Annotated in this window: 19 protein-coding genes; 10 read left to right on the top strand and 9 right to left on the bottom strand. The window is 62.5% G+C overall.

The window, feature by feature from the left end; translation table 11 throughout:
• Nucleotides 1–82: 82 nt before the first annotated feature.
• The gene (locus ACSZPK_RS20590; RefSeq protein WP_437883398.1) at nt 83–1,150 is read left to right on the top strand and encodes a phosphotransferase family protein; all 1,068 of its coding nucleotides are present in this window, start codon (nt 83–85) and stop codon (nt 1,148–1,150) included.
• Nucleotides 1,151–1,162: 12 nt separating this feature from the next.
• Nucleotides 1,163–1,930, top strand: coding sequence for an SDR family oxidoreductase (locus tag ACSZPK_RS20585; protein ID WP_437883397.1), 768 nt, complete (start codon nt 1,163–1,165; stop codon nt 1,928–1,930).
• Nucleotides 1,931–1,997: 67 nt separating this feature from the next.
• On the opposite strand, the gene ACSZPK_RS20580 is transcribed toward ACSZPK_RS20585, so the two are convergent.
• The gene (locus tag ACSZPK_RS20580; RefSeq protein ID WP_437883396.1) at nt 1,998–2,648 is read right to left on the bottom strand and encodes a hypothetical protein; all 651 of its coding nucleotides are present in this window, start codon (nt 2,646–2,648) and stop codon (nt 1,998–2,000) included.
• Between the two features lie 101 nt (nt 2,649–2,749).
• On the opposite strand from ACSZPK_RS20580, the gene ACSZPK_RS20575 reads away from it, so the two are divergent.
• Nucleotides 2,750–3,535 carry a TSUP family transporter gene (locus tag ACSZPK_RS20575; protein ID WP_437883395.1) on the top strand — a complete coding sequence of 262 codons (786 nt, stop codon included), beginning with the start codon at nt 2,750–2,752 and terminating at the stop codon, nt 3,533–3,535.
• Here ACSZPK_RS20575 and nudC read toward each other — a convergent pair.
• From nudC to ACSZPK_RS20540, 7 genes are all read right to left on the bottom strand, one after another.
• Nucleotides 3,503–4,339, bottom strand: a complete 837-nt coding sequence (gene nudC, locus ACSZPK_RS20570) for an NAD(+) diphosphatase (RefSeq protein ID WP_437883394.1) — start codon at nt 4,337–4,339, stop codon at nt 3,503–3,505. The two genes, ACSZPK_RS20575 and nudC, sit on opposite strands and share 33 nt — an antisense overlap.
• Nucleotides 4,336–6,003: a ferrous iron transporter B gene (locus ACSZPK_RS20565; protein WP_437883393.1), complete on the bottom strand. Its 1,668-nt coding sequence runs from the start codon at nt 6,001–6,003 to the stop codon at nt 4,336–4,338. Before ACSZPK_RS20565 ends, nudC begins: the two co-directional genes overlap by 4 nt.
• Before the next feature lie 33 nt (nt 6,004–6,036).
• Nucleotides 6,037–6,849 carry a crotonase/enoyl-CoA hydratase family protein gene (locus tag ACSZPK_RS20560; RefSeq protein ID WP_437883392.1) on the bottom strand — a complete coding sequence of 271 codons (813 nt, stop codon included), beginning with the start codon at nt 6,847–6,849 and terminating at the stop codon, nt 6,037–6,039.
• Nucleotides 6,850–6,981: 132 nt separating this feature from the next.
• Nucleotides 6,982–9,258 (bottom strand): Orn/Lys/Arg decarboxylase N-terminal domain-containing protein, encoded by a 2,277-nt coding sequence (locus ACSZPK_RS20555; protein WP_437883391.1) that lies wholly within the window; start codon nt 9,256–9,258, stop codon nt 6,982–6,984.
• Nucleotides 9,259–9,365: 107 nt separating this feature from the next.
• Nucleotides 9,366–10,103 (bottom strand): DNA polymerase III subunit epsilon, encoded by a 738-nt coding sequence (gene dnaQ / locus ACSZPK_RS20550; RefSeq protein ID WP_437883390.1) that lies wholly within the window; start codon nt 10,101–10,103, stop codon nt 9,366–9,368.
• Nucleotides 10,096–10,548: a ribonuclease HI gene (gene rnhA / locus ACSZPK_RS20545; RefSeq protein ID WP_437883389.1), complete on the bottom strand. Its 453-nt coding sequence runs from the start codon at nt 10,546–10,548 to the stop codon at nt 10,096–10,098. Before rnhA ends, dnaQ begins: the two co-directional genes overlap by 8 nt.
• 11 nt (nt 10,549–10,559) lie before the next feature.
• Nucleotides 10,560–11,315 carry a class I SAM-dependent methyltransferase gene (locus ACSZPK_RS20540; protein ID WP_437883388.1) on the bottom strand — a complete coding sequence of 252 codons (756 nt, stop codon included), beginning with the start codon at nt 11,313–11,315 and terminating at the stop codon, nt 10,560–10,562.
• A 77-nt stretch (nt 11,316–11,392) separates the two neighbouring features.
• On the opposite strand from ACSZPK_RS20540, the gene gloB reads away from it, so the two are divergent.
• Nucleotides 11,393–12,181, top strand: coding sequence for a hydroxyacylglutathione hydrolase (gloB, locus tag ACSZPK_RS20535; protein ID WP_437883387.1), 789 nt, complete (start codon nt 11,393–11,395; stop codon nt 12,179–12,181).
• Nucleotides 12,182–12,272: 91 nt separating this feature from the next.
• Nucleotides 12,273–13,862 carry a LysM peptidoglycan-binding domain-containing protein gene (locus ACSZPK_RS20530; RefSeq protein WP_437883386.1) on the top strand — a complete coding sequence of 530 codons (1,590 nt, stop codon included), beginning with the start codon at nt 12,273–12,275 and terminating at the stop codon, nt 13,860–13,862.
• A gap of 50 nt (nt 13,863–13,912) precedes the next feature.
• Here the strand turns inward: ACSZPK_RS20530 and ACSZPK_RS20525 are convergent, their stop codons facing one another.
• Entirely contained in the window at nt 13,913–15,358 is a 1,446-nt protein-coding gene (locus ACSZPK_RS20525; RefSeq protein WP_437883384.1) for an HDOD domain-containing protein, read from the bottom strand.
• Between the two features lie 136 nt (nt 15,359–15,494).
• On the opposite strand from ACSZPK_RS20525, the gene ACSZPK_RS20520 reads away from it, so the two are divergent.
• Genes ACSZPK_RS20520 through ACSZPK_RS20500 form a run of 5 tightly spaced genes read left to right on the top strand, consistent with a single transcriptional unit; the run spans nt 15,495 to nt 22,880 of the window.
• Complete coding sequence (locus ACSZPK_RS20520; protein ID WP_437883382.1) at nt 15,495–17,324, top strand: extracellular solute-binding protein; 1,830 nt, start codon at nt 15,495–15,497, stop codon at nt 17,322–17,324.
• Nucleotides 17,321–19,174 (top strand): extracellular solute-binding protein, encoded by a 1,854-nt coding sequence (locus tag ACSZPK_RS20515; RefSeq protein ID WP_437883381.1) that lies wholly within the window; start codon nt 17,321–17,323, stop codon nt 19,172–19,174. Before ACSZPK_RS20520 ends, ACSZPK_RS20515 begins: the two co-directional genes overlap by 4 nt.
• Nucleotides 19,175–19,176: 2 nt before the next feature.
• On the top strand, nt 19,177–20,262 hold the full coding sequence (locus ACSZPK_RS20510; protein WP_437883380.1) for a microcin C ABC transporter permease YejB: 1,086 nt from the start codon (nt 19,177–19,179) through the stop codon (nt 20,260–20,262).
• A gap of 1 nt (nt 20,263) precedes the next feature.
• A complete protein-coding gene (locus tag ACSZPK_RS20505; RefSeq protein WP_437883379.1) occupies nt 20,264–21,283 on the top strand; it encodes an ABC transporter permease in 1,020 nt (339 codons plus the stop codon).
• A 1-nt stretch (nt 21,284) separates the two neighbouring features.
• Complete coding sequence (locus ACSZPK_RS20500) at nt 21,285–22,880, top strand: ABC transporter ATP-binding protein (protein ID WP_437883378.1); 1,596 nt, start codon at nt 21,285–21,287, stop codon at nt 22,878–22,880.
• The last annotated feature ends 19 nt before the right edge of the window (nt 22,881–22,899 follow it).

Genomic DNA, 22,899 nt, shown 5'->3' with positions numbered 1-22,899 from the left:
CTGCATCCATGACACTGGGAAACCCCTGTAAACCGCACTAGATTGACCCATACCGTCCGACCACAAGAACAAAGGCATCCGCATGACAGTCACCGATCACGCCAGCGCCATTCGCGCGGGTGAAGAACTCGATGCCAAGGCCGTCGATGCCTACCTGAAGGCTCACATCGAGAACCTGCAAGGGCAACCACGCATCAGCCAGTTTCCTGGCGGTGCTTCCAACCTGACCTATCTCATCGAGTATCCGAGCCAGGAATTCGTCCTGCGCCGCCCCCCCTTCGGCCACAAAGCCAAGTCAGCCCATGACATGGGTCGCGAGTACCGGATTCTCAATCGTCTCAACGCCGGCTTTCCCTACTGTCCCAAGGCCTATGCCCATTGCACCGATGAATCGCTGATCGGCGCCGAGTTCTATGTCATGGAGCGGCTCAAGGGCGTCATTCTGCGCAGCGACATCCCCAGCGAACTCAACCTGGGAGCCGAGCAGACCGGCACGCTATGTCGCAGCTTCATCGAGCGGCTGGTCGAATTGCACCAGGTCGACTATCAGGCTTGCGGACTGGGCGACCTGGGCAAGCCGGAAGGCTATGTGCAGCGACAGATCGAAGGCTGGACCGATCGCTACGAGAAGGCCCTGACGCCGGATGCGCCGGCCTGGGAGCCGGTCAAGGCCTGGCTGAGGGACAAGATGCCCGCCGACCATGCCAGGCCGGCCATCGTCCATAACGACTATCGCTTCGACAATGTGATCCTCGATGCCCACGACCCCATGCGCATCATCGGCGTGCTGGACTGGGAGCTGACCACCGTTGGCGACCCGCTGATGGACCTCGGCAACAGCCTCGCCTACTGGATCGAAGCGAGCGACCCGGCTCCCGTGCAACTGATGCGGCGCCAGCCCAGTAACGCGCCCGGCATGCTCAGCCGTCGCGGGTTCGTCGACTACTACGCCGAGCGTGCGGGCCTGAGCATCGACAATTTCGACTTCTACTACACCTACGGACTGTTCCGCCTGGCCGGTATCGTCCAGCAGATCTACTACCGCTACTACCATGGCCAGACCCGCGACCCGCGCTTCGCCAACTTCATCGGCATGAACGCCCTGCTGGAAGGCATGAGCCTGCGGGTCATCGATCAATCCCCTCTGTGACGAGGATCGCCAATGTCCAAGACCAACCTGTTCGACCTCGATGGCAAGATCGCCTTCGTCTCCGGGGCCAGCCGCGGTATCGGCGAGGCCATCGCCCGCCTCCTTGCCCGACAAGGCGCCCACGTCATCGTTTCCAGCCGTAAGCTCGACAGCTGCCAGGCGGTCGCCGAGGCGATCAGGGCTGAAGGCGGCCAGGCCACGGCCATCGCCTGCCATATCGGCGAGATGGAGCAGATCCGCAACGTCTTCGCGCAAATTCGCCAGGACTTCGGGCGCCTGGATATCCTGGTCAATAACGCGGCCACCAACCCGCAGTTCTGCAATGTCCTGGATACCGACCTGGGCGCCTTCCAGAAGACCGTCGACGTGAATATCCGTGGTTACTACTTCATGTCCGTCGAAGGCGGCAAGCTGATGAAGGAGCATGGCGGCGGCAGCATCATCAACGTGGCCTCGATCAATGGCGTCAGCCCCGGTGAGTTCCAGGGCATCTACTCGGTGACCAAGGCGGCGGTGATCAGCATGACCAAGGTCTTCGCCAAGGAATGCGCGCAATTCGGTATCCGCTGCAACGCACTGCTACCGGGGCTTACCGACACCCGCTTCGCCTCGGCGCTGACGCAGAACGACGCGATTCTGCAACTCGCCCTGCAACGCATCCCGCTCAAGCGCGTAGCGGAACCTGCGGAGATGGCCGGTACCGTGCTGTACCTGGCCAGCGATGCTTCCAGCTACACCACGGGTGCGGCGATCAACGTGGATGGAGGCTTTCTTTCCTAAGTTCCTGCGCGGCTGGTGCCTGGATTTCAAGGAGACTCTGCGCCCAGGCCATCGGGCACAGAAACAGTCATTGCCAATCCTTCAGCGCCTGGCTCGCCGCCTGGTTCATCGGCTGGGCAAGCAGGCCGGTCGGTGTCAGGACCACGCTGAACATCGCGCCATCGGCAACCGGCAGGTAGGTGACCCGCACCGCCTGCGGGTCGAACAGGAACAGGTCATGGCGGCTCATGCGCAACCAGCGCCATAGATCGACACCGTATGGGCTTTCACTCAGTTGCGTCTGGACGTTGCGCGCGCTCTCCTGCTGCTCGATCGCCAGGAAACGCCCGGAAAGCCTGTCCAGGCGATAGCCCGGCTGCAGGCCGATCAGGTCGGCCAACCCTTTGAGGCGCAGCAGTCTGGCATCCAGTTGCCACAGATCGCCTTCCAGTGTCACCACGCGCTCGACACCATTTTCCATCAGGTTGACCCGATAGCGCTGTGCGCCCTCGGCGGCGAAACTCAGGGTCACCAGCGGCTGGCCTCCAGCCAGGGCGGTATAGCCGCGCAGGTCGTAGCCGACCAGGCCGAACAGCACCGCGAGCGCGACGACCAGCAGGCCGCAGGTGCCGCGCAGCCAGCCAAGGAACCAACTGCGGTCGTAGAGAATGCGCAGCGCAACGCACAACGCCAGAATCGCCAACAGGCCAGTGAACCAGGCCAGGCCGTCATACTGCATGGGTAAACATTCCTTCCCCGGGGAAATGCCGGCATTATGCGCAGCGGCCGCGGACGACAACCAGCGCCAGCCCGCAATTTCGCATCATTCCTGGAATTTTTATGCACCTCCCCCTGGAGTTCGGCCTCGAGCCGCTCACGTTGCTGATTCTCGCCGGTGTCGCCTTCGCCGCCGGCTTCATCGATGCCATTGCCGGCGGAGGCGGCCTGCTGACCCTGCCCGCCCTGCTCACTGCTGGTCTACCACCACACCTGGTGCTGGGCACCAACAAACTGTGCGCGACCTTCGGCTCAGGTACGGCCAGCTACACCTTCTACCAGCGCAAGCTGTTTTCACCCGGGCCGTGGAAGAATGCGCTGCTGGCGACCGCCATCGGTTCGGTGACCGGCGCGGTGATTGCCCACTGGATGCCTGCCGAATGGCTGAACATGATGCTGCCCGTCATCGTCTTCGGTTGCGGCCTCTATCTGCTTTTCGCCAAGACACCCGACGCACCGACGCTGGCCGATGCGCCCATCGCCAAGGGTCGACAGTGGCCGCAGGGGTTTTCGCTGGGGTTCTATGACGGTGTCGCCGGGCCGGGAACCGGCGCTTTCTGGACGGTCAGCAGCCTGCTGCTCTACCCGCTCGACCTGCTCAAGGCCAGCGGCGTGGCGCGCAGCATGAACTTCGTCAGCAATGCCACGGCCCTGGTCGTGTTCATCGTCAGCGGCCAGGTCGCCTGGCTGCTCGGCCTGTGCATGGGGGTGGCGCTGATGGCCGGTGCCGCACTGGGTGCGCGCACGGCAATCAAGGGCGGCTCGCGCTTCATCCGCCCGGTGTTCATCCTGGTGGTATTGGCGCTGACCATGCGCCTAGCCTGGCAGCACTGGTTCGGCGCGGCCTGAGCGGCGCGCCAGGTACAGCTCGATCAGGTAGCGGGCGATGGATTGCGGCATGGGCAACTGCGGCAGGCGTTCGACGTGAAACCAGGCCGCATCCTCGATTTCCTCGGGCTGGGGCACGATCTCGCCACCGGCATACTCGGCATGGAAGCCCAGCATCAGCGAATGCGGAAACGGCCAACTCTGGCTGCCCATGTAGCGCACATTGCGCACCTCGACCCCGACCTCCTCGCGCACCTCGCGAGCCACACACTCTTCCGCCGACTCGCCCGGCTCGACAAAACCGGCCAGGGTGCTGTACATGCCGCTGACGAAGCGTTTGGAGCGAGCCAGGAGAATCTCATCGCCACGGGTCACCAGGACGATCATGCTCGGCGAAATCCGCGCGTAGCTGTCCTGCCCGCAGGACGGACAACGCATGCAGCGCTCACCGGCAACCTGCTGGTTGGGCGTACCGCAACGCCCGCAGAAACGGTGGTCGCGATACCAGTTACTCACTTGCTCAGCCACCGATAGCATGCGGAAGATGGCATGTTCGGCTTGCATCATGTACTGCCGCAAACCCTGCCAGTGGCAGCCAGGAAGCTCATCCGGCCGCTCCAGCTCGATCAACCAGACCGGCTCGCCGTCCAGGGTCCCCAGGCCATGTTCGCGAGTGATCGACAGTGCCTGGCGCTTGATCCAGTCACGCGAGAAACGCACGCCGCTGGCATCCCCCAGGAAACCCTGGCTGCTGCGCACCACCGCCCAACCGCCGGCCTGGCGATCATCCAGCGGTGGCAGGGTCTGCCAGCCAGCCGGGCTCATGCCGCCACCGGCTGGCCGAGGGCACGTACGCTTTCCTCGGCGAGGTCGAGCACGCTGGGGTTGGTTTCCGGACGCAGCACGGCGCCGCCTTCCAGGTAGTACTCAAGGCTGCTGAGCGCATCGGCCAGGATTTCCAGCATCTGCGCCGACGGCATCTGGCTGGCATCGACCATTTGCGTCTGGATGTAGCGGGCACAAGCTCCGATCAGGCCCGCCGCGCGCTCCTGGCCCAGGAACCACAGGCCGCCACGAACCGCCTGCAGGCTGAAGGGCACATTGGCCAGATGCAGCTTGTCACCGTCGGATTCGAGGTAGGCCGTGATCGCACGCTTGGCCAGGGCCAGGCCAGCCTGGGCCTCGTCGACCACCACGATACGTGCCTCGGTCAACTGATGATTGGCGAACGCCGCACCTTCCTGCATGGGTACTGCCGTCTGGCGGGCGTCACGACGCTCGCCACGTTCGAGACTGGCGACCATGCTTTCGACATACAGCACGGCCTCGGCCAGGCGCTGCAGTTCCTCGGCGGCTGCAGGCGCCTCGGCACTCCAACCCGCCACCACGCTCAGTTGCACGTGCAGGGAATTGGCGGCCGAACTCAGGCCGACCATGCCGAGGGTCTTGGCCAACTTGCCAAGCAGCACGTGCAAGCCAGCAAAGCTTTCTGGCTGCGCAGTGCCACGCTCGATGAGGTCCAACTGATCCTTGACGCTGGCAAGCTCCTCGCGAATCGCCGAAGACAGCGAGCGCATGACGCCCTGCCCTGGCCCGGAGAGACGCTGGTACTCCTCGCCCAGCATATGATCGGTGAACGGCAGAGACGCCAGGCCGAAGATTTCGCGCACCGCTCCGGCATGGGCACCGGCTCCGTCGGCCAGGGCTACCAGGTAAAGCAATTCCTTGAGCAGGCTACGCGGCGTTTCGTACTCAGGATTGACCAAGGCCTGGCGCATTTCACGGTCCAGGCGCGAGAACAATTGCTTGCGGGTCTTGCGCGGCAGCAGTTGGCCTTCCAGTTGGGCATCGACCGCAGCGGCGCCGATCCAGAACAGTCGGCCACGCGGCTGGTCGTGATACACGCCATCGAGGCGTAGCAGCGCACGCAGCATCAGCTTCAAACCGGCCTGGGAATCGTCTTCGCGAATGAAGCCCAGCAGGCCGATCTGGTACATATGGCGCAGACGGCGAATATCGCCCGGACGCAGCGCCGCGTCCGCATTGCTCGGCGGACGCGGCTGATCCAGGCGCGCACTGAAGAAGAAGCTTTCCGGCAGCGCGGGCTGGCCACCCGCCTGGCGCAGCTCATTGATGGCCGGCAGCAGCAACTCCGGCAGTTCCTGGCGGCTGCTCTCGACCTGCTCCAGATAACGCCGCAGCACATACAGCGCATTGCTCAGGGCGGCCAATTGCACGTCGCGCTCCTCACCGGCGCCGACGGGAATATCCATGGCCTGCTGCAGGACTTCCTGTGCCAGCAGCTCGGCACCGGCCAGTTCGATCAGGTTGAGTGTGCCGCGGACCTGGTGCAGGCTTTCCACCGCCTGCTGCAACAGGCTGCCGTTATTGCGCTCGGCAATGAATTGTTCGAGACTCTGCTCGGTCTCTTCCATGGTGGCGAACAGCTCGTCACGCACCAGACTCAGGGATGTAGCTCCTGTGACCATAGGTCTACCGCACCTCTCTCGACGAACAGCTCATCAATCGGCGAATTCTGCTTTCTGCTTGCTGGCATGGGCGGCCATCGCCAGGCTCAGGTCGGCGGATTGCAACATGGCGGCATTCCAGCTCGCCACGTAGTCCAGGCCATCATCGACCCGGTGATCACGCATGTAGCGGATCATGTGCTTGGTGCCACGCACTGCGATCGGCGATTTCGCGGCGATCTCGCGGGCAATGTCCATCACCCCATCCAGCAGCGCCTGCTGATCCGCATAGGTCCGGTTGACCAGGCCGATGCGCAGCGCCTCGGCGCCATCGATGGTACGCCCGGTATAGGCCAGCTCGCGCATCATGCCGTCGCCGATGATGCGTGGCAGGCGTTGCAGGGTACCGACATCGGCGGCCATGCCCATGTCGATCTCCTTGATGGAGAACTGCGCATCTTCGCTGCAGTAACGCATGTCGCAGGCGCTGATCAGGTCGATGGCACCACCCAGGCAGTAGCCCTGGATCGCCGCCAGCACCGGCTTGCGACACTGGTCGATAACGCTGAACGATGCCTGCAGTTGCAGGATCTTGCGCCGCAGGATCTCGGCGTTACGGCCAACGTCCTTGCCCAGCTCACTGGCGACCTGGGCCAGCATCATCAGGTCGATACCGGATGAAAAATGCCTGCCCGCTCCGGAGATGACCGCTACACGTGCTTCATCGGTGTCATCGAGCCAACGGAAGATGTCGATGATTTCACGCCAGAAATCGACGTTCATCGCGTTGACCTTGTCGGGACGGTCGATCTGTATGTGGGCGACTTTATCCTGCAGCGCCACACGAAAGGCGTTGTACTCGGGCACGCTGATCATCCTCAAGGACAGGCAATCCATTATCGTTGGCACTACCGGGTTGGATGGAATTCCGGCAGGCTCCAGGCGCGCAACTATAACAAGCGCGTGACAAAAGTCGATGGCGGCACTGTGACCGAAGGCTCAGGCCACGGGCACCAAGTAGTCAGATTTCGACTGTTTCAGGCAATCCAGGGTGTATTCGCCGTTTTCCTTCTGCAGGCCGTGCACATCGGTATCGAAGCCCGGAAAGCGCTCATCGAAGTCCCGGGCATACAGCAGATAGTCGATGATCGAGCGCGTCTGCGCAGTGAAGCGCTCGCCGGGCATGATCAATGGAATGCCGGGCGGATAAGGCACCAGCATCACCGCAGCGACTCGCCCTTCCAACTGCTCGATGGGCACCGCCTCGACCTCGCCACGCACCAGATGGTCGTAGGCATGAGCCGGTTTGAGGGCGGCCTCGGGCAGGCTCGTGTACATGCGCTTGAGCGCCTTGGCCGTGGCATTCTCGCGGTAGCAGGCGTGCAACTCATCGCACAGGTCACGCAGCCCCATGCCGCCATAGCGCACGGCATCCTCGCGGGCAACCGATGGCAGCGCTTCGATCAATGGGCTGTTGCCATCGTAGAGGCGCTTGAACTCCAGCAACTCGGTCAGCAACGTGCTCCATTTGCCCTTGGTGATGCCCATGGAGAACAGCACCAGGAAGGAGTACAGGCCGGTCTTCTCCACGACCAGGCCACGCTCCCAGAGGAACTTGCTGACCACTGCCGCGGGAATGCCACGCGCCGCCAGTTTGCCATCGGCAGAAAGCCCCGGCATGACCAGGGTGACCTTGATCGGGTCGAGCAACACGTAGTCTTCGACCACCTCGCCGAAACCATGCCAGTCGGCCTCTGGCTGCAGCAGCCAGTCGGCGGTCGATTGCACGCCCTCGCCGCCTTCGGCCTGGGGCGGCTGCCAGATACTGAACCACCAGTCCTCGGCCTGCAGATTCTTGCGCAGGTTGGCCAAGGCCCGGCGAAAGCTCAGGGCCTCGTCGAAGGTTTCCTGGATCAACGAGCGACCGGCCGGCCCTTCCATCATCGCCGAGGCGACATCCAGCGAAGCGAGGATGCCGTACTGCGGCGATGTGGAAGTGTGCATCATGAACGCCTCGTTGAAACGATCGCGGTCGAGTTGACGCTGGCCACCGTCCTGCACGTGGATCATCGATGCCTGGCTGAAGGCTGCCAGCAGCTTGTGGGTCGAGTGGGTGCTGAATACCAGCGGCGTGCGCGCGCCTTCGCTGGTCCCCATGCCGTAGCGGCCGGCGTAGAACTCATGGAAAGCCGCATAGGCATACCAGGCCTCGTCGAAATGCAGGACCTCGACGCTGTCGCCCAGGGTCTGCTTGATCAGCTCGGCGTTGTAGCAAAGGCCGTCGTAGGTCGAGTTGGTCACCACCGCCAGCTTGACCCTGGGCTCACGGCCCCGGGCCAGTGGGCTGGCGTCGATCTTGGCCTGGATCGACGCCTTGCTGAACTCCGACAGAGGAATCGGGCCGATGATGCCCAGCTCGTTGCGCTCCGGCATCAGGTACAGCGGCACCGCGCCGGTCATGATGATCGAATGCAGGATCGACTTGTGGCAGTTGCGGTCGACCAGCACCAGGTCATCGCGCCCAACCATGGAGTGCCAGACGATCTTGTTCGCCGTCGAGGTGCCATTGATCACGAAGAACGTATGGTCGGCGCCGAAATTGCGCGCAGCACGAGCCTCGGCCTCGGCCAGTGGGCCGGTGTGATCGAGCAGCGAGCCCAGCTCAGGTACGGATACCGAGAGGTCCGAACGCAGCGTGTTCTCACCGAAGAATTGGTGGAAAGCCTGGCCCACCGGGCTCTTGCGATAGGCCACGCCACCGCCGTGCCCCGGCGTGTGCCAGGAATAGTTGGACTGCGCGGTATGTTGCACCAGTGCCTTGAAGAAGGGCGGCAGCAGGCCATCCAGGTAATTGTGCGCAGCTCGCGCCACCTGACGGGCGAGAAATGAAACGGTGTCCTCGTACAGATAGAGGATGCCGCGCAACTGATTGAGGTCGGCCATCGCCTCGGCCGGGGCGTTCTCGATGGTCACCTGCTCGCCAAGGGCGAAGATCGGCAACTGCGGCGCACGCATGCGGGCAATGCGGATCAACTCGACCATATCTTGCAGCAGACGCTGGTTATCGCCCGCCCCTTCGGCGGCAACCAGGATGCAGGCCAGGCCATGGTGCGTGGACGCGACGATGCGGCCTTCGGCCGAGCTGGCCGTGGAAAGGATGGCGAAGCCATCCTGCGCCAATTCCTGGGCGATACCGCGTACGCGCTCACCCGCGACGGTATCGGCCTTGATGTCGCGATGCACGATGAGGACGGGGAATTTCAGGTCTTTGTACATGAATTCTTTCCTGAGTGGCCGTCTACTCAGGTTAGAAGTTCACCGCCACGGGCGGAACCCCCGCAGCGGCAAGCTGTACGAAAAGGTCGCAGAACCAACCTTTCGGCTCAGGCGTTTTCCTCGGCCGGCATTTCCAGCTTCTGCCAGACGGATGGACCACCGGAGGCCTTCGCGATAACGGCCAGAGCCTTGGCGTGAGCCTCCAGCTCCGCGTCACTGGCGCGAATGATCATCGACGGTGTACGTCCAGCGATGCGTCGAATCGGACTCGGCGCCACACGACCGCTGCCATCGCCCCCATCCCCGGCCAGGGACAGATTGGTCTGGCCACCGGTCATGGCCAGGTAGACGTCGGCCAGGATCTCGGAGTCGAGCAAAGCGCCATGCAGCTCGCGGTTGGAGTTGTCCACGCCGTAGCGCTTGCACAGCGCATCGAGGTTGTTACGCTGGCCCGGATGGCGCTCGCGAGCCATCAGCAGGCTGTCGAGGATGCTGCAATGCTCGCTGAGATCGGCTCGCTCGGTCTGGCCGATCAGGGCGAACTCGTTGTTGATGAAGCCAACGTCGAACGCTGCGTTGTGGATGATCAGTTGCGCGCCCTTGATGAACTCGAAGAACTCATCGGCCACATCACGGAAACGCGGTTTGTCGGCCAGGAACTCGCTACTGATACCGTGGACCGCGAACGCGCCCTCGTCGATCTCGCGATCCGGCTGCAGGTAGACATGGAAATGCCGCCCGGTCAGGCGCCGCCCTTCCAGTTCCACAGCGCCGATCTCGATGATCCGGTGACCATCGCTGACCGGCATACCGGTGGTTTCAGTATCGAGCACTACGCTACGCACGCTGCAAACTCCTCACTTCGTCGACGCCACGGTTGGCCAGTTGGTCCGCCCGTTCATTACCTGGATGACCGGCATGGCCGCGTACCCATTCCCAGCTCACCTTATGGCGATTGACCTGCTCATCCAGTTGCTGCCAGAGATCGGCATTCTTCACCGGCTGCTTGGTGGACGTCTTCCAGCCCCGCTTCTTCCAGTTCGGCATCCAGTCCTGGATGCCCTGCATGACGTACTGGGAGTCGGTGACTAGGCGCACCGGGCAGGAGCGTTTCAACTCCGCTAGGGCGCGGATCGCCGCGGTGAGTTCCATGCGGTTGTTGGTGGTATCGCGCTCGCCACCCCACAATTCCTTCTCGACCCCCTTGAACACCAGCAAGGCACCCCAGCCACCCGGACCGGGATTGCCCTTGCAGGCGCCGTCGGTATAAATCTCGACCTGTTCGCTCATTCTTCGTCTGTCTATTGGCTATCGCGGCGGCTGATCTTGGCCACCGGCATTGGCAGCAGCTTGCCCATCGGCGCCCGTTGCACCTGGCGCAAGGGACGCAGCCCGACCACCAGCTTGCGCGCCACCAGCAGGTAAAAGCCGGCGCCCGGCAAGCGCATGGCACTGCCCCAGTGCTCCAGCCGAGCCAGGCGTGATTGCCAGGCGGCTGAAGCGAGCGGCGGACGATAACACCCGAAGCGCCGTTTCTCCAGCGCGAAGCCCAGCAGGTTGAGCCAGTCCGCCAGGCGGGTCGGCGATATGCAGCGGGCACGGCGAAAGCCATCGCCAGCGAAATAATGGCGCAAGCCCCAGGTACTCCAAGGGTTGATCCCCAGGATCAGCAGATGCCCTCCGGGACGAACGCTGAGCGCGGCCTCACGCAGCAGGCCATGGGGCGACAGGCTGAAATCCAGGCCATGCTGCATCACCACCACGTCGGCGGCGTGCTCGCCGAGCGGCCAGGCCTGCTCCTCGCAGGCAATATCGACACCTGCCAGGGGCGCCCCCAGGCGTACGTTGCAACGGATCTGCTCGGCCTGCGCGGGCTTGGCCTGAGCCGGGCCGTAGTGCACCAGAAACCCGCCGAAGAACCGCGCCAGCTCGTTTTCCAGCGCCAGGTGCTCCTGTTCGAGCAGCATTTTGCCGAGCGGAGAAGCCAGCCAAGCCCTCGCCTCCCGGGTGAGTTGCAGCCAGTCCGGGTCGGCCTGGGCGAACGGTTCGTCGTGCATGATCTGATCCTGCGTGGCCAATCGACGCGCTTGCTGACTAAGATGCGTCATTGTGATCCGCTTGGCGACCCCGAAAAATGTTTCAGATCGACGCACTCCCGGCTTTCACCGACAACTACATCTGGCTGCTGCAGGATACCAACCGGCTGCGCTGCGCCGTGATCGACCCCGGCGACGCCGGCCCGGTACTGGCCTGGCTCGACGCCCATCCGGGCTGGCAACTGAGCGATATCCTCATCACCCATCATCACAACGATCACGTCGGCGGCGTTACACGCCTCAAGCAGGCGACCGGAGCCCGTGTCTACGGCCCCGCCGAAGAACGGATTCCCGAGCGCGATGTCGCCCTCGACCAGGGCGACCGCATCGACGTGCTTGGCCTGGGCTTCGAGGTGTTTCTGGTGCCCGGCCATACCAGCGGGCATATCGCCTATTACCACGGCCAGGACAACGATCACTGGCTGTTCAGCGGCGACACGCTGTTCGCCGCCGGCTGCGGCCGACTGTTCGAAGGCACGCCGGCGCAGATGCACGAATCGTTGAGCCAGTTGGCCCGGCTGCCGGACGAGACACTGGTCTACTGCGCCCACGAATACACCCTGAGCAACTTGCACTTCGCCAGGGCTGCCGAACCCGGCAACTCACGGGTCGAACAACGTTTCCAGCAGGTAAAGCGCTGGCGTGACGAGCAGCGCATCAGCCTGCCTTCCACCTTGGCCCTGGAAAAAGCCACCAACCCCTTTCTGCGCTGCGATGAAACATCCATTAAAGAAAAGATCGACGAACGGGAAGGCCGGCGCGAACGCACGGCACAGGAGGTTTTTGCTGCGCTCAGGTGCTGGAAAGATGTCTTCCGGGTCAGCTAAGTGTCACATCTTTGACAGATGTAACCTTGACCACCCCGAGGGGCGTTTCTAGAATCGCCGGAATTTTTCGCCCGGAAAGTACCGACGACCCATGCGCCTGCAGCCCGACGAGAACCTTGAAAACAGCACCCCGGCCATGCCGCTGAAAATCCTCGCGGCCGCGCTTTGCCTGGGCTTGGCGGGTTGCCAGAGCATGAGCGCGGACAACCGCGAGAACCCCGCGCCGAGCAAGGTCCATGCAGCCAAGACGCAACCGTACGAAACGGTCTGGTTGTCTGAGGATGAAGTGACCGAAGCGCCCAGCGACATCTGGGATCGCATGCGTTCCGGGTTCAAGCTGCAGGACGAGATCGGCGTCAACCCGCGCATCGAGAACCAGCGCCTGTGGTTCGTCGGCAACCCGTCGTTCCTCGAAGGCTCGTCCGAGCGTGGCAGCCTCTATATCCACTACGTGGTCGAACGCCTCGAAGAGCGCGGCATGCCCATGGAGCTGGCCCTGCTGCCAATGATCGAAAGCTCCTACAACCCCTTCGCCCTGTCGCGCAGCCAGGCCATGGGCCTGTGGCAGTTCATCCCGGCGACCGGCCGCGTCTACAACCTGCGCCAGACCAACTGGTACGACGGTCGTCGCGACATCACCGCCTCGACCAACGCCGCCCTCACCTACCTGAGCCGCTTGCACGACATGTTCAACGGCGACTGGCTGCTCGCCCTAGCGGCCTACAATGCCGGCGAAGGCACCGTCAGCCGGGCCATCGAGCGCAACGAGAAGCTCGGCCTGCCCACCGACTACTGGAATCTGCCGCTGCCAAAGGAAACCCAGGACTACGTACCCAAGCTGCTGGCCCTCTCGCAACTGGTCATGTCACCCGACGCCTACGGCATCGCCCTCAGCCCGATCGCCAACGAGCCCTACTTCGAGCAAATCGACATCCCTCGCCGCCTCGACCTGAATCGAGTGGCACAACTGGCCGACATCGACGCCCAGGAACTGTACAACCTCAATCCGGCGTTCAAGAAGCGCGTGACCATGGACGGCCCCCTGCAATTGCTGGTGCCGATCGACAAGGCCGAAGTGCTGGCCGCCAACCTGGCCAGCATGCCGGCCAGCGAGGCGCTTGCCTGGCAGGAATACCGGGTTCGCTCCGGCGATAGCCTGCACAGCATCGCCAGCCGCTACAAGGTCAACGTCAACGAACTGAAGAACGCCAACCAGCTCAAGGGCAATCGCCTGTCGATCGGCCAGGCATTGACCATTCCGGGGATGGTTGCCTCGACCGGCTCAGTGCCGCTCGCCAGGCAAGTCGCACAAATCGCGGTGCCGGCCAGCAGTTCGCGTCGCTATAAAGTGAAAAACGGCGATACCCTCTGGCAGATCGCCAATGCCAACAAGATTTCGGTCAAGGACTTGCTGGTCTGGAACAAGCTGAGCGCGCAGAGCAAATTGAGCCTTGGCCAGGAGTTGGTGGTCCGACAAGGGCGCACGCAGGAGACGGTCGCCAGCGCAAGCAAGAGTGGCCGCCAGAACGTCACGTACTACCGGGTCAAGCGAGGCGACTCGATGTCCCTCATCGCCCAACGCTTCAAGATCGAAATGGAACACTTGCAGCGCTGGAATCCAAGCAGCAGCAAGAACCTCAAGCCCGGGCAGACACTGACGCTTTATCTCAGTACCAATTGACGACCACGCGTTTCAGCACCTGACAGGCTGTCGAAAGCCGCTTCCGCTCTTCAAGCGCGCCGGCTGATCGCCTCCAGGCAGCGTCCGGTCAGTTGCGTGAAACGCTGAAACGCCGCGAACTGCTCCTGCGTCAAGGGCCGCCCCGACACCCGGCAATCGGCGTACAGCACACCGATCTCGCGCTTGCCCGCCATCAACGGCGCGATGAAGAACATGCCCTGCCCGAGCATCTGCCGCATCGGCAGGGTGACCAGTTCGTTCAGGTTGTAGCTGGCAGGCACGCCCATCCATATCGCTTCGCGATGGCGCAACGCATAGCCGAACACATTGACCTCACTGTCCTGGGCCGCGGGCAGGCGGAAGCCCTCCATCCACTGCTGAGTGCCTTCGCCCGCCACGCGCTTGGCCCGGAAGCAGCTCTGCTGCTCAGCCAGGACCGCCAACATCACACGCTCAAGACCTGCCCCCTGGTGCAGGCCTTTCAACGCCGTATCGAGGACCAGACCGACATCCGCCCTGTCGCTGACCATCAGCGCCAGGTCCTGCGCGGCCTGCTGCAGGATCGTCAGGTCAGGCTGCAACAGCTCGACTGTCTGCGCCTGTCTCTGCGCCTGGATCAGTTCCGGGTCCGTGCTCGGAATCAGATCGCAGAGCTTGCTGGCACCGAAGGTGGTCGCCACCTCGACGGCTTCGTCGGCACTGGCAAGAACCTGCTGCAACGCCGCGTCTTCACTGATACCGAGCAGGCGCGCAAGCTGCTCGACCAGCGCTGCCATGGCCGGAGAACTCCAGCCCTGCAATGCGGCTTCACTGATGCGCGTACCCAGGGTGACCGCGCGCACCGCCGGGTCGGACTGCGCCGCACCGCTTTGAGCCAGGCTGGCGATATCACCCAGGTTCCAGCTCTTGACCAGTTCCTGGGTCAATTGGCGAAAGCTCACGCCCAGCACGTCGAGCACCGCCTGTCCGGGTTGCACGCTGGCTTGCTCCAGGAGCGCCGCCAGCTCATCGGCCTGTTCGCCGCCACATCCCCAGAACGCCAACTCGCCAATCTGATGCAGCAACGCGGCGATGAAGACCTCTTCCTGGCGCCCTGGCAGGCGTTGCCCGGCGATATTGCGCGCCTGCACCGCCGCATGAAACGAACGCGCCAGAAGACCACGCAGTTGCTCGCGCGGCGACTTGCTCAGCAGGCTGTCGATCAGGCATACGGAAAGGCTGATCAGGCGTACGCTGTCGAAACCGATCAGGACGATGGCACGGGAAATGGTGCGGATGCTTTCCTGGGACGGGTTGTAATAGACGCTGTTGCCAACCCTGAGCACCTTGGAAGTCAACGTCGCATCGCGCAACAAAACCGCAGCCAGTTGCTGGACCGAGGATTTGTCGGCTTCGGAAAGGCGCTGCAAGTCTTGGATGACCGCGGCCAGGGCGGGCAATTCCGCCTCGTTCAAGCGATCCATCCAGGCCCGCAAACCGGTACTGCGTTGTTCCACGATTGAGTTCTCGCCAACGAACCGCTGTGATTGTGGCGAAATGATGGCATAGACATCGGAAAAAGCACTCTTTTTCGTGCCTATACAAGCTGTTACTGTACAGTCCAAGCAGCCGAAAGCCGGAATCCAGCGCCTGATGCGTAATCTGTTCTCGCTGATAGTTGGCCTGGTCCTGAGCTTTCCCGTCTTCGCGACTATCAGCGAAAGCCATGGCTACGCCCAGTTCGGCACCCTCAAGTACCCCGCCAGCTTCACCCACTTCGACTGGGTCAACCCCGACGCGCCCAAGAGCGGTGCCGTGCGGGCCATGGCCTATGGCACGTTCGACACGCTCAACCCCTACAGTTTCAAGGGCAGCAGCCCATCGGTCGCGCCCAACTTCCTGCAGTACGGCATCAGCGAGCTGAACGAAACCCTGATGGCGGGGACTGGCGCCTATGACCCATCCGGCGACGAACCGGCATCCAGCTATGGGCTGATCGCACGCTCGGTGGAATTCAATGAAAGCCGAAGCTGGGTCGTCTTCAACCTGCGTACGGAAGCGCGCTTTCACGACGGCACGCCGATCACCGCCTATGACGTGGCGTTTTCCTATCGCCTGTTGCTCAGGGATGGTCATCCGCAGTACCGGACCAACCTGCAGGAAGTGCAACGTGTCGACATCCTCGATCGCCACCGCATCCGCTTCGTCTTCAAGCGCGCGGGCAATCCCCTGCTGATCCTGCGCCTCGGCGAGTTGCCGGTATTGCCCCAGCACTATTGGAAGGGCCGTGACTTCAAGGCGACCACTTTCGAGCCACCGCTGGGCAGCGGCCCCTATCGCATCGTCAAAGTGGTGCCGGGGCGCAGCCTGGTGTTCGAACGGGTAAAGGACTGGTGGGGCGCAAACCTGCCGGTAAACCGTGGCAAGTACAACTTCGACCGCCTGGAAATGGACTTCTATCGCGACAGCAATGTCGCCTTCGAGGCCTTCAAGGCCGGCGAGTTCGACTTCTACATCGAGCACCAGGCGAAGAACTGGGCGAATGGCTACCGCTTTCCCGCGCTGACCCGCGGCGACGTGATCCGTGCGGCCATCCCCCATCAGATCCCGACCCAGACCCAGGCGCTGTTCATGAATACCCGCCGCTCGGTATTCGCCGACCGGCGAGTGCGCGAAGCCATCGCCCGGATGTTCGATTTCGAATGGACCAATCGCACACTGTTCAATGATTCCTATCGGCGCGCGACCAGCTACTACCCCAACAGCGAATTTGCCGCCACGGGAAAACCGGAAGGTCAGGAATGGCTGTTGCTTTCGCCCTACCGCCAGCAACTCCCCGAGCGCCTGTTCAGTGAAACCTTCCAGGTCCCGACGACCGAAGGCCACGGCATTCCGCGGGAAACCCTGCGCGCAGCGCTCGGTCTATTGGCCGAGGCCGGCTGGAGACCCTCTGGCCGCGGCCTGCTCAACGCCAAGGGCGAACGCCTGCGCTTCGAGATCCTGCTGGTCAACCCGAACCTCGAGCGCATTCTCCTGCCCTATGCACAAAGCCTCGCCAGCATCGGTGTGCAGGTAAGCCTGCGCACCGTGGATCGCGCCCAATACAAGCAGCGCCTGGACCAGTTCGACTACGACATGATTCTGATGACCCTGCCGCAATCGCTCAGCCCAGGCCTGGAACAATGGCAATACTTCCATTCCAGCCAGGTGAGCGTGAAAGGCAGCAAGAACTATGCAGGCGTCGCCGATCCGGTGGTCGACCACCTGCTCGAAAAACTGCTTGGCGCGCAGACCCGCGACGAGCAGGTCGCCGCCGCCAAGGCCATCGACCGTGTCCTGCTCTGGCAGCATTACAGCATTCCCAACTGGTACATCGATCAGCACCGGATCGCCTACCGCAACCGCTTCGGCTTCGTCACCACGCCGCCCTATACCCTGGGCCTGCGCGCGTGGTGGATGAAGCCCATGGAGAACAGACCATGACTGCCATCCACCGCGCACTCCTGCGCACCGCCGCCCTTGCGCTGCTGGGCATCGCCTCGCTGAGCCAGGCAGCGCCCGAAACCGCCATTACGCTCTATGGCGAACCGCCCAAGTACCCGGCCGGCTTCAAGCACTTCGATTACGTCAACCCGGATGCGCCCAAGGGCGGGCTGTTGCGCACCCCTGGCTTCAATGGCTTCGACAGCCTCAACCCGTTCATCGCCAAGGGCAATCCGGCGAGCGAATCACCGGCCAGCCTGGTTTACGACACCCTGCTCTACCCCTCCCAGGACGAACCCATGACCGCCTACGGCCTGGTCGCCGAGAAAATCGAGCGGGCCCCGGACGACCATTACGTACGCTTCTACATCAACCCCAAGGCACGCTTCAACGACGGTACGCCGATCACGGCCGAAGACGTGGTCTTCACCTTCAACATCCTCGTCGAAAAAGGCTCGCCACTGTATCGACACTACTATTCCGACATTGCCGAGGTGGTAGCCGAAGACCGACTGAAAGTGCGCTTCGACTTCAAACATGCGGGCAATCGCGAGCTGCCACTGATCCTCGGCCAACTGCCGGTTCTGCCCAAGCACTGGTGGGCCAGCCGTGACTTCAGCAAGAGCACGTTGAAGCCGCCACTGGGCAGCGGCCCCTACCGCATCACCCAGGTTTCGCCCGGCACCTCGATACGCCTGGAAAGGGTGAAAGACTGGTGGGCCAAGGACCTTCCCGTCTCCAGGGGGCTGTACAACTTCGATGTGATCACCATCGACTACTACAAGGACATGTCGGTTGCCCTGGAGGCCTTCAAGGCCGGGCAGTTCGATACCAACTACGAGTATTCGGCCAAGGACTGGAACACCGGCTATGACTCCCCTGCCCTGCGCGCCGGGAGATTCGTCAAGGTCGAGATTCCCAACCACAACCCCAGCGGCATGCAAGGCTATGCCTTCAACATCCGCCGCCCGCTGTTCCAGGATCGCCGCGTACGTGAAGCCATTGCCCTGCTGTTCGATTTCGAGTGGTCCAACAAGCAGCTGTTCTATGGCGCCTACAAGCGCACGCACAGCTATTTCGAGAACTCGGACATGGCGGCTCGCGGCCTGCCCGACGTAGACGAACTGAAGATATTGGAACCGCTGCGCGGCAAGATTCCCGACGAGGTTTTCAAGCAACCCTTCAGCCTCCCGGTCAACGATGGCAGCGGCATCATTCGCGAACAGAGCCGCCGCGCCTATCAGTTGCTGCAAGAGGCCGGCTATCACATCGAAAACGACAAGATGGTGGATGCCAACGGCAAACCGCTGGCGTTCGAGTTCCTCAACTTCCAGGCCAATCTGGAGCGCGTCCTCCTGCCATTCAAACGGAACCTGGCCGAGCTGGGAATAGACATGCAGATCCGCCGCGTCGATAGCTCGCAGTACGTCAACCGCATGCGCAGCCGCGATTTCGACATGACCTCCGCGATCTGGCCGCAGTCCAATTCTCCCGGCAACGAGCAACGCGATTTCTGGCACTCCAGCAGCGCCGAGAAACCAGGCAGCCGCAATTACATCGGCCTGCGTGACCCGGCCATCGATTCGCTGGTGGAAAGCATGATCCAGGCTGACTCACGCCAGTCGCTGATCACCCACGCACGCGCCCTCGATCGCGTCCTGCTCTGGGGTCACTATGTGGTGCCCAACTACTTCGTCAGCAGCCATCGCGTGGCCTATTGGAACCGTTTCGGCAGGCCAGCGGTGACCCCGGCCTACGACGCCCAATACGGCCTGATGACCTGGTGGCAGGAAAAGCCGGTCGGTGAAGTGCTGCCCGAGCAGAAAGCAACCGATGCGGAGACGCCCTGACCATGCTGGCCTACATCATCCGGCGCTTGCTGCTGATCATCCCGACGCTGCTCGGTATTCTGCTGATCAACTTCTTTATCATCCAGATCGTCCCCGGCGGCCCGGTGGAACAGATGATCGCCAAGCTCGAAGGCTTCGATGCGGCTTCCGGCGGTGCCACCGGGCGCTTCTCCGGAGGCGGTGGCGAAGTATCGGTGGCCGGCTCCAGCTACCGTGGCGCCCAGGGCCTGGACCCGGACATGATCGAGAAAATCAAGAAAATGTACGGCTTCGACAAGCCGCCCAGTGAGCGCCTGTGGCTGATGCTGAAGAACTATGCACGCCTCGATCTGGGCGAAAGCTACTTTCGCGACACCAGCGTGATCGACCTGATCAAGGAGAAGCTGCCGGTTTCCATCTCATTGGGCCTGTGGAGCACGCTGATCACCTACCTCATCTCCATTCCATTGGGCATCAGCAAGGCAGTGCGGCATAACAGCGCCTTCGACATCTGGACCAGCAGCGTGATCATCATCGGCTATGCCATCCCAGGCTTCCTGTTCGCCATTCTGCTGATCGTGCTGTTCGCCGGTGGCAGCTACTGGGAGTGGTTCCCGATACGCGGCCTCACGTCAGGCAATTTCGACGAACTCAGCCTGGCCGGCAAGATCCTCGATTACTTCTGGCACCTGACGCTGCCCGTCACCGCCCTGGTGATCGGCAACTTCGCCACCCTGACCCTGCTGACCAAGAACAGCTTCCTCGACGAAATCAACAAGCAATATGTGATCACCGCGCGCGCCAAGGGCCTGAGCGAAAACCGCGTGCTCTATGGCCATGTCTTCCGTAACGCCATGCTGCTGATCATTGCAGGCTTCCCCGCTGCGTTCATCGGCATCTTCTTTACCGGTTCGCTGCTGATCGAGGTGATCTTCTCCCTCGACGGAATTGGCCTGTTGAGCTTCGAGTCGGCGGTCAACCGCGACTATCCCGTGGTACTTGGCACGCTGTTCATCTTTACCCTGCTCGGGCTGCTGATGAAGCTGATCGGCGACCTTGCCTACACCCTGGTCGACCCACGCATCGATTTCGAAAGCAGGGAGCACTGATATGGCCCTCTCCCCGCTCAATCAACGTCGCTTCGCCCGTTTCAAGGCCCATAAGCGCGGCTGGTGGTCGTTGTGGTTGTTCCTGATCTTGTTCGTCCTGAGCCTGGGGGCCGAGCTGATCGCCAACGACAAGCCCCTGGTCGTGCGTTACGACGGCGAGTGGTATTTCCCGGTGCTCAAGCGCTATCCGGAAACCACCTTCGGCGGCGAGTTCCCGCTGCAGGCCAACTACAAGAGCCCGTACATTCAAGAACTGATCGCGGCCAAGGACGGCTGGATGCTCTGGCCGATCATTCCGTTCGACTACACCAGCATCAACTATGAATTGAAAGTACCGGCGCCCTCCGCGCCTTCGGCACAGAACTGGCTGGGCACCGATGACCAGGGCCGCGATGTGCTGGCTCGGGTCATCTATGGCTTCCGAGTATCGGTGCTGTTCGCCCTGGCTCTGACCCTGGCCAGTTCGCTGGTCGGTATCCTCGCCGGCGCCCTGCAGGGCTTCTATGGCGGCTGGGTGGATATTCTCGGCCAGCGCTTCCTGGAGGTCTGGAGCGGGCTGCCGACGCTGTTCATGCTGATCATCCTGGCCAGCTTCGTGCAGCCCAGTTTCTGGTGGCTGCTGGGTATCATGCTGCTGTTTTCCTGGACCGCACTGGTCGACCTGGTCCGCGTCGAATTCCTGCGCGGGCGCAACCTGGAATACGTGCGGGCGGCCCGCGCCCTGGGCATGGGCAACGGCAAGATCATGCTCCAGCACATCCTGCCCAATGCCATGGTCTCGACCATGACCTTCATGCCATTCATTCTCTGCGGCGCCATCGGCCAACTGACCGCCCTGGACTTCCTGGGCTTCGGCCTTCCCGCAGGCTCGCCTTCGCTGGGAGAGCTGGTCGCCCAGGGCAAGGAGAACCGCCAGGCCGCCTGGCTGGGCATAAGCGCCTTCGCCTCCCTGGGAATCCTCCTGAGCCTGCTGGTATTCATCGGCGAAGCGGCGCGCGACGCCTTCGACCCAAGGAAGTGACATGAGCGAGAACCTGATAGAAATCCGCGACCTCGCTGTTGAGTTTCGCAACGAGGGTGCGCCGCTAAGGGTCGTAGACGGTGTCAGCTTCGACATTCGCAAGGGTGAAACCTTGGCCCTGGTGGGCGAAAGCGGTTCCGGCAAATCGGTGACGGCACATTCGATCCTGCGCTTGCTGCCCTATCCCCAGGCGCGCCACCCGAGCGGCAGCATCCGCTATGCCGGACAGGACTTGCTTACCCTGGATGAACGCAAGCTGAGGAGCATCCGTGGCAACCGCATCGCCATGGTCTTCCAGGAACCCATGACCTCGCTCAATCCGCTGCACGCCATCGGCCGGCAGATCAACGAAGTGCTGGCCCTGCACAAGGGCCTGACCGGCAAGGCGGCCACGGCACGCACCCTGGAACTGCTGGAACTGGTCGGCATAGCCGAACCCGCCAAGCGACTCAAGGCACTGCCTCACGAACTGTCCGGCGGACAACGTCAGCGCGTGATGATCGCCATGGCCCTGGCCAACGAGCCGGAATTGCTGATCGCCGACGAGCCAACGACGGCGCTGGATGTAACGGTGCAACTGAAAATCCTCGAATTGCTCAAGGATTTGCAGGCTCGCCTGGGCATGGGCTTGCTATTGATCAGCCACGATCTCAATCTGGTCAGGCGCATCGCCCACCGGGTCTGCGTGATGCAACGCGGGCAAATCCTCGAACAGGCAGACTGCGAGCAATTGTTCAGTTCAGCGCAGCATCCCTACACCCGCGAACTGCTGGCCGCCGAGCCCTCGGGCGAACCTGCGGACAACCCCGCCGGCAAGCCGATGCTCGAAGTGGAACGGCTACGGGTCTGGTTTCCAATCAAGAAAGGCGTGCTCAGGCGCACGGTCGATCATGTCAAGGCCGTCGATGGCATCGACTTCAGCCTGCGCCAGGGCCAGACCCTGGGCATCGTGGGCGAAAGCGGCTCGGGCAAATCCACCCTCGGGTTGGCCATTCTGCGCCTGATCAATGGCAGCCAGGGCTCCATCGTCCTGCAGGGCAGGCAGTTGAACGGACTGTCGCAACGTGACGTGCGCCCACTGCGAAGAGAGATGCAAGTGGTGTTTCAAGACCCATATGGCAGCCTGAGCCCACGCATGTCGGTTGGCGAAGTCATCGCGGAGGGCCTGGACATCCATGGCATCGGCTCGCCCAAGGAACGCGAGCAGGCGGTCATCGACGTGCTCAATGAAGTCGGCCTGGACCCTTCCACGCGTCACCGCTATCCCCATGAATTCTCTGGCGGCCAGCGCCAGCGTATCGCTATCGCTCGCGCACTGGTGCTCAAACCAGCGTTGATACTGCTGGACGAACCGACCTCGGCCCTGGACCGAACCGTACAACGCCAGGTCGTCGAGCTGCTGCGCAACTTGCAGGCCAAATACAACCTGACCTACTTGTTCATCAGCCATGACCTGGCGGTGGTCCGCGCACTCAGCCACCACGTGATCGTGATGAAACAGGGCAAGGTAGTCGAGCAGGGAGACTCGCGGGACATCTTCAACGCCCCACAGCATCCATACACCCAGCAGTTGATGAGCGCGGCGTTCCTCCAGTGAGAATCCGACGATCACGGCC

Source organism: Pseudomonas sp. LRF_L74 (genome assembly GCF_965644255.1).
Taxonomy (GTDB): domain Bacteria; phylum Pseudomonadota; class Gammaproteobacteria; order Pseudomonadales; family Pseudomonadaceae; genus Aquipseudomonas.
This window is presented reverse-complemented; position numbering and strand designations above follow the sequence as displayed.